Source organism: Cytobacillus kochii (assembly GCF_020171845.1).
Taxonomy (GTDB): Bacteria; Bacillota; Bacilli; order Bacillales; family Cytobacillaceae; genus Cytobacillus; species Cytobacillus kochii.
In genome coordinates this window covers 64,908-71,489 of the sequence record NZ_JAIVAM010000017.1, presented here as the reverse complement: position 1 = coordinate 71,489, position 6,582 = coordinate 64,908, and the positions used below count along the sequence as shown (strand labels likewise).

The 6,582-nt window shown below is 37.2% G+C and carries 8 protein-coding genes; all 8 read left to right on the top strand.

The window, feature by feature from the left end; translation table 11 throughout:
- On the top strand, window positions 1-285 hold a 285-nt coding region (locus tag LCM23_RS23495; protein ID WP_224939010.1), incomplete at its 5' end, for a hypothetical protein.
- A 251-nt stretch (window positions 286-536) separates the two neighbouring features.
- On the top strand, window positions 537-977 hold the full coding sequence (locus LCM23_RS23490) for a YueI family protein (RefSeq protein WP_224939009.1): 441 nt from the start codon (window positions 537-539) through the stop codon (window positions 975-977).
- Window positions 978-1,043: 66 nt separating this feature from the next.
- On the top strand, window positions 1,044-1,661 hold the full coding sequence (locus LCM23_RS23485) for a helix-turn-helix domain-containing protein (protein WP_224939008.1): 618 nt from the start codon (window positions 1,044-1,046) through the stop codon (window positions 1,659-1,661).
- A 156-nt stretch (window positions 1,662-1,817) separates the two neighbouring features.
- A complete protein-coding gene (locus LCM23_RS23480) occupies window positions 1,818-3,083 on the top strand; it encodes a hydroxymethylglutaryl-CoA reductase, degradative (RefSeq protein ID WP_224939007.1) in 1,266 nt (421 codons plus the stop codon).
- Between the two features lie 201 nt (window positions 3,084-3,284).
- Entirely contained in the window at window positions 3,285-3,548 is a 264-nt protein-coding gene (locus LCM23_RS23475) for a hypothetical protein (protein WP_224939006.1), read from the top strand.
- Window positions 3,545-4,900, top strand: coding sequence for a tripartite tricarboxylate transporter permease (locus LCM23_RS23470; RefSeq protein ID WP_095370693.1), 1,356 nt, complete (start codon window positions 3,545-3,547; stop codon window positions 4,898-4,900). The genes LCM23_RS23475 and LCM23_RS23470 overlap by 4 nt, the downstream gene beginning before the upstream one ends.
- Before the next feature lie 536 nt (window positions 4,901-5,436).
- Window positions 5,437-5,961 carry a GNAT family N-acetyltransferase gene (locus LCM23_RS23465; RefSeq protein ID WP_224939005.1) on the top strand — a complete coding sequence of 175 codons (525 nt, stop codon included), beginning with the start codon at window positions 5,437-5,439 and terminating at the stop codon, window positions 5,959-5,961.
- A complete protein-coding gene (locus LCM23_RS23460) occupies window positions 5,954-6,523 on the top strand; it encodes a hypothetical protein (RefSeq protein ID WP_224939004.1) in 570 nt (189 codons plus the stop codon). Before LCM23_RS23465 ends, LCM23_RS23460 begins: the two co-directional genes overlap by 8 nt.
- Window positions 6,524-6,582: the final 59 nt, after the last annotated feature.

The following is a 6,582-nucleotide window of genomic DNA, read 5'->3' as shown; positions in this document are numbered from 1 at the left end:
GAGCTGAGTGCGTATCAAAGAGGATTAGCAAGTCACTCAGAAGAAAAACCGGAGCTGAGTGCGTATCAAAGAGGATTAGCAAGTCACTCAGAAGAAAAACCGGAGCTGAGTGCGTATCAAAGAGGATTAGCAAGTCACTCAGAAGAAAAACCGGAGCTGAGTGCGTATCAAAAGAAATTAGCAAGTCACTCAGAAGAAAACCGGAAGCTGAGTGCGTATCAAAAGAAATTAGCAAGTCATTCAAAAGAAAAAACCAAAGCTGAGTGCACAATGAAATCCAATTAAGCATATGTTCTAGGATGTTTTTGTCCAGTCTAGAATAATCGATAATGTACATTTGTGTTCCTCTCATGATTGTACTACGATTCCAAGTCCTCCAAAGAAAAGTGAATAAATACCAGGTCCACTAATCACCTTTTGCCCAAATTTTCATACGCTTAAGTGAAAGAGTTGAGTTCAAGTCAATGGGCAAGTATACTAAAACGAACATATCCATTAATCAAACGTTTGATTGATGAGGTGGAGGTAATAACGGTATGGCTGAGAAGGTTGATGATTATATTACACAAGGAATTTATGGAAAAAAAGAAACGAAGCCAGATGAACGTAGAAAATTTCTGGGCACACTGAGAGAAAGAACCGTTATCGCTTTGACACAGGCGCAAGTAAGGAAACCAGGTATCATGAAAGAAGTAAAAGAAGCGATGACGAAAAATAAACAAGCACGCGTATATTTAAATGGTCATATTGCTTATCGTGACATATCGAAATATGCCAAACTAGCGTCTGAACAGCATATGTCATTTACCATTGTCACGAACAAGGACTACAACTCGGACCTTGGTCTTGTCCTCGCATATGATTATGCCATTGATCATGATGACATTTATGTGCAAGAACAAAGTAAGGTTTATAAAGAAGCGAATCAAACTGAGGCTGGATTTAAACAATGGATGAAAAAAATATTTAGAAAATAAAGGGAGAAAGGTCGTGGGATAACGGCCTTTTCTAATTCAACTTAGTTGAAAAGAGTGAAACTTTATTTGAAACCATACAAACCTCATTATATAATTTTATTAAAAGATATGAGGGAGAGGTTTCTAATCGAGTTAAGGCAAATAGGTAAGAGAGTTAAGCAAGCTAGATTAAACAAGCAAATGACACAACAAGATTTAGCAGAAAAATGTGGGCTAACGAAAAGTCTCATTTCTAAAATAGAGAATGGTCAAACAGCATCTGCTGTGGCAACTTTGTTAAAAATATCTAATCAACTAGATATTCCCTTATCTTGGGTGCTTGAAGAAAATGAAAGTAAAAATTTAGTGCTTTCTCCGAGTCAAAGCCGCACGACAAAGGTTGGCAATAAGGAAATGGGCTATCTATATGAAACATTAGCTAATCGATCTCCGTTCAGTAAGATTGATCCAGTTGTTGTGACGGTTTTGGAGGACTCAGCAAAAGAAGGTCCATACACACATTTAGAAGACGAATTTATATACATATTAAAAGGTTCAATTTATCTCTCTTATGATGGAGAAAAATACTTATTACATGAAGGTGATAGTGCGTATTTTGCTGGTACCATTCCACATGTGTTTTTACCAGTAGAAAAAATGGAAGCAAAAGTATTAACCATTTTTATACAAGCAGATGAAAGATAATAGTAGGGTTTTGGATGATCTTCTCAAGAGAATCCAAAACCCTTTATAATTTTCAGATTTTTTATTTACTTTTACCTAAAGGGGGTGTAATATTTTATTTAATATCATTCAACTTAGTTGAATGATATTAAATAAAAGTACTAAGGAGTGAATGGAATGAATAGTCGTCTATCTGGTTTTCATCGATTTTCGGTTGAAGAGAGACTTCAAATAATATCAGAAGCGTGTCATTTGACAGAGGAAGATAAGGAAATACTTATTGGCAAACAACCCCTTTCTATTAGTACGGCAGATGCCATGATTGAAAATGTGTTAGGTTCAATTTCAATTCCTGTAGGGGTAGCAACGAATTTTAAAATTAATGGTAAGGACACTTTTATACCGATGGCAACTGAAGAGCCTTCCGTAGTCGCTGCCGCAAGTAATGCAGCGAAGGCATCCTATGATAAAGGTGGTTTTTTTGCGTCATTAAGTGGATCGGTAATGATTGGACAGATACAAGTAATAGGTGTTGAAGATCCGTATGCTGCAAGATTAAGGGTGTATGATAAGAAATCAGAAATTTTGAAAATATGCAACGAAAAGGATCCAACTCTAGTAGCTATTGGTGGAGGGGCAATAGATATAGAGGTAAAGATTATCCAAACGGTGAATGAGGTTTTACTTGTGGTTCATTTATTAGTAGATACAAAGGATGCAATGGGGGCGAATGCTGTCAATACAATGGCGGAATCAATTGCACCATTGATAGAGAATATTACTTCAGGAAAAGCGCTTCTTAGAATTATTTCTAACTTGGCTGACAGACGATTAGCTAGAGCTCATGCGGTATTTTCAAAGGATCAACTTGGTGGAGAAGAAGTTGTACGAAAGATTGTAAACGCTTACGAATTTGCAGATGCTGACCCTTATCGAGCGGCTACACATAATAAAGGGATTATGAATGGTATATCTGCCGTTGTACTCGCGACTGGGAATGATACAAGGGCAGTTGAGGCGGGCGCCCATGCTTTCGCTACAGTAACTGGGCAATATCGTTCCCTTACGAAATGGGAAGAAAATCGAGCAGGTGACTTAGTTGGATCTATTGAACTTCCGATGCCTGTTGGTATTATTGGTGGCGCTACGAAGACTCATCCGGTTGCCAAAGTAAATTTAAAAATATTAGGTATTCAATCAGCAGAAGAGTTAGCTTGTTGTATTGCATCCGTTGGTTTAGCGCAAAATCTAGCTGCGATGAGAGCTTTAGCAACTGATGGTATCCAAAAAGGACATATGGCCCTTCATGCAAAAAACTTAGCTGTTATGGCTGGTGCAACAGGGGATGAGATTGGTCGAGTCGTTGCTGAAGCAGTAAAGGAAAAAGATGTAAGGTTTGATCGAATCCTACAATTAACAAAAGAGATACAAGGGAGGATTTAAAATGGCTCCTAATTTACATGTAGATAAGGGGAAGCAAAGCGTAGAACTAGATAAAATAAATGAAACACCTAAATATCTTGAAATATTAGGTGATACAGTTTTCCTCGTAATATTATTCTAGCAATTATTATAAGTATCATTCTTAGTTTAAGTGGCTACCTTTTAGGGGAAAGATTATTTCCTCTGTTTGCCAGCGAAAAGATGGTATCGTCGTATTCTTTATTGCTTGGCATTGGTGGTAGTGTATTATCACTTGCTTTATGTGCCTTTATATTTAAACCTAGTAGAGTGCTGACAGAAGAAGAAACTTCTCTTGAAAGTATGGAAGAGATTTTTAAAGATATGCAGTTAGATCCAAAGGAAGAATATTTATTAATTGAAGAAGATCCTGTTACGAAAAAAGAAATGGAAGCACTTGGCGTTCTCGATAAGTTTAGGACAATTGGGGAGGACGATAAGAAATGAGTATCCTCCTCATATCCATATGCTTAGCTCTAATTGGTGCTATTCTATTTTCTTTAATTGGGTTAATCTCTGGAACAGATGAAACGGCTATAATGGTGCCATTTACCTTATTAGTTATCTTGTTAGGAGCTCCTCCGGCAGCTGTGTTTGCCTTTTTTATGGCAGCTGTACTTGCCAAACACTTAACTCATGCCGTTCCTACGGCGTTAATGGGTATTCCGGGAGATACAACTGCTGTTCCATTAATTGATCATGCCTCTGCTTTAAGAAGGCTAGGGATGCCTCATATTGCATTAAGGAAAATGGTATCGGGTGGTGTGATTGGTGCTTTTATCGCCTTACCAACAGCTGTCTTATTAGGACAATTCCTTGGACAATTTGCGGACTTTTTTAAATCAGCTTCAGGATTGATTTTTACGTTAGCGGCCATTTTAATCGCTTTTTTCTCTAAAGGGAAATGGGTAAGTGTTTTAATGATTATCCCTTTAGCCTTTTTTATTAAAAGTTTAGATGTATTAAGTTTTAGCATATTAGATAAGCATTTAACCATTAGTTTCTTTTTAGGAATTGCGATCGGTCCAATGTTTACTGATATTTTGTTTGCACTGTCAGGAAATGCACGACAGACCATTCAAAGAGATCGTCCTAAAGAGTATCATTTGGCACCAGATAATAAATCATGGGCCGGATTTTTTCCTAATCCATTTAAAATACTGACAAAAAGGCAAACGATGCAAACGACTGGTACAAGCTTTATTTCTTCTTTGACATTTGTATTTAGCCCTGTAGGGATGACTTCCTTAATGGGGGAAATTGTGGGTTCTAGATCGAAAGGGATTTATAAAAAATCAACGTCCAGTTTAACAACAATGAATGGAGTCACAGAGTCAACCTATATTGCCGAAGCAATCATTCCTTTAATAGCATTTGGTATTCCGTTGAGTCCTGTTGCATTAGGACCAGCATCACCGTTATTTAATGCACCACCAGTGTTTACAAGTGATCCGGTTAATAATCTCCATAATTACCTAGACCCTTTAGATTTTCTTTTATATGGAGCAATTGGTCTTATCATTGCCACTCTAATTGCTTACCCGTTTTCAATGAATTACGCGAGAAAGGCAACCGTTTTGGTTATGCGCTTTATTAGTCAAGAGGCAATCGTTGCTATGTTTATTGGGTTAGCCTGTTTACTGGCTTTTCACGAAGCAGGATTAGTCGGTATCGTACTCACCTTTACAATGGCGGCAATTGGGGGACTTTTGAATAAAATCCTAGGAATTGGTTCAGGCGTTCAGTTTATGGTGTTTTATGCATCAGCCTGGTTAATTAGTGTTTTATTTGGTTTTTAAGAAAGGATTTTTTATAAAAATGAAGGAATGGATAGAAAGTCGGGGGAGGGGACCGTATGCATACGGTCTCTTTTTAATGGTGATAAGAAGAATAAACATCATATGACAAACGAAAGTTACTGTCTCTGTAAGTAAAAAGTGAGGAGCCAGATTGCGGGTATGGATGGGGGGCGAGTGACATTTCTCATTTTGCGATTGGGGATGCTGTCAATTAGACTAAAACGAGTAAATGCCTGCCGATTATATAAAGATAGAGAGATTCTTTTTAAGCGAATGAGGATGAAATGGATGTTTCCATTTCATTTTCTAATGAAATTCATTCGTTTTTAATCTAAACAGAAGGCGTTAAATATTTTTAAATTTGATGAGAAAACTTTACACTTATTTGTACATGAAGATAGTACTGAATTGTTAGAAGTTTATATTGTGTGCAAGAACAATAATTACATAACCGAGTTGAATCGGAGCCAATGATTCAGAGGAAGTGTTACAACTTTGGTATAGGTTTGAAAAAGTGGTAGAAAGGAAGAAAATGAATGGAAACGAGAATTTTTCATATTCGCAAAGCGACAGTGATGGATGCGGAAGGATTATCTCAGTTAAGGTTGATTGTGGACGGGGAGACGGATTACTTTGACCGGGAGCGTGGAGAAGATTTTTTAAGTACGGCAGATTTTGAAAAGATGATACGGTCTGAGTCAGTTGAAAAGAATAGTATATTTTTAGTAGCAGAAGTAAAAGGTCACCTTGTGGGTTTCCTAAGAGCTAAAGGTGGCCAATTAAAGAGGACTTCACATCGATTGGAGTTTGGTGTTGCTGTGAAAAAACAATATTGGGGACAATCTATAGGAAAAAGTCTTATTCAAGAAATGTTGCAATGGGCAGATCAAAAAGGGATTAGAAAGGTAACGCTGCAAGTATTAGAAACAAATCGAAAGGCGATTGCACTGTATGAACGACTTGGCTTTATCGTAGAAGGAGAATTAAAGGATGATAAAAAAATAGGCGATATCTATTATTCTACGATCTTAATGGGGCGGAGGAATGAGAGTAATGGATAAAAGGACGTTACTTACGGAAAATGTATTAAAAAAGGTTATTCAAGGAAAGCGAGTGGGTGATTTCTACCCTTTTATACAAGGTGATGATGCCCAGATGGAACACTACATCTCCCATTTGGTAGGGGAGATAGGTGGATTAAAAGGGTTGTTGTATGAAGCAGATTTTGACCATTATGGCAGTGGATTTGCCTCTTATGTTAGTGTGTTTCTCTGGAAAAAGGAAGAGGAAGAAGTATTAGCAAATGGTGAAGTATCTATGAAGGGTTTATGGTTATATATTTCAAGGTTAGCGCCCGTAGTTATTATGGGTAAAGGTGAAATGACGAGACATGGTAGTAGCGGAAGTAGCGACTTTTTAGCAAGTCATACTGTGTGTGAATGGCCATCTGAGACATGGAGTAAACAAATTTGGGCAATAAAAAAAATCGTAGAAGCATATCATTATGTTATTTTGACAAAAGCAGATGTAGATCAGTATTTAGATTTTCAGATAGACATCCCAACAATACTCAGTGAACCGCCATACAAAGTCTTTGACGCGCATTTTTATTGGGAAGATTGATTAACTGTTGTGAAATGAAAGTTTACCAAAGATTATGCAATGAAAATCGTAAGACAATC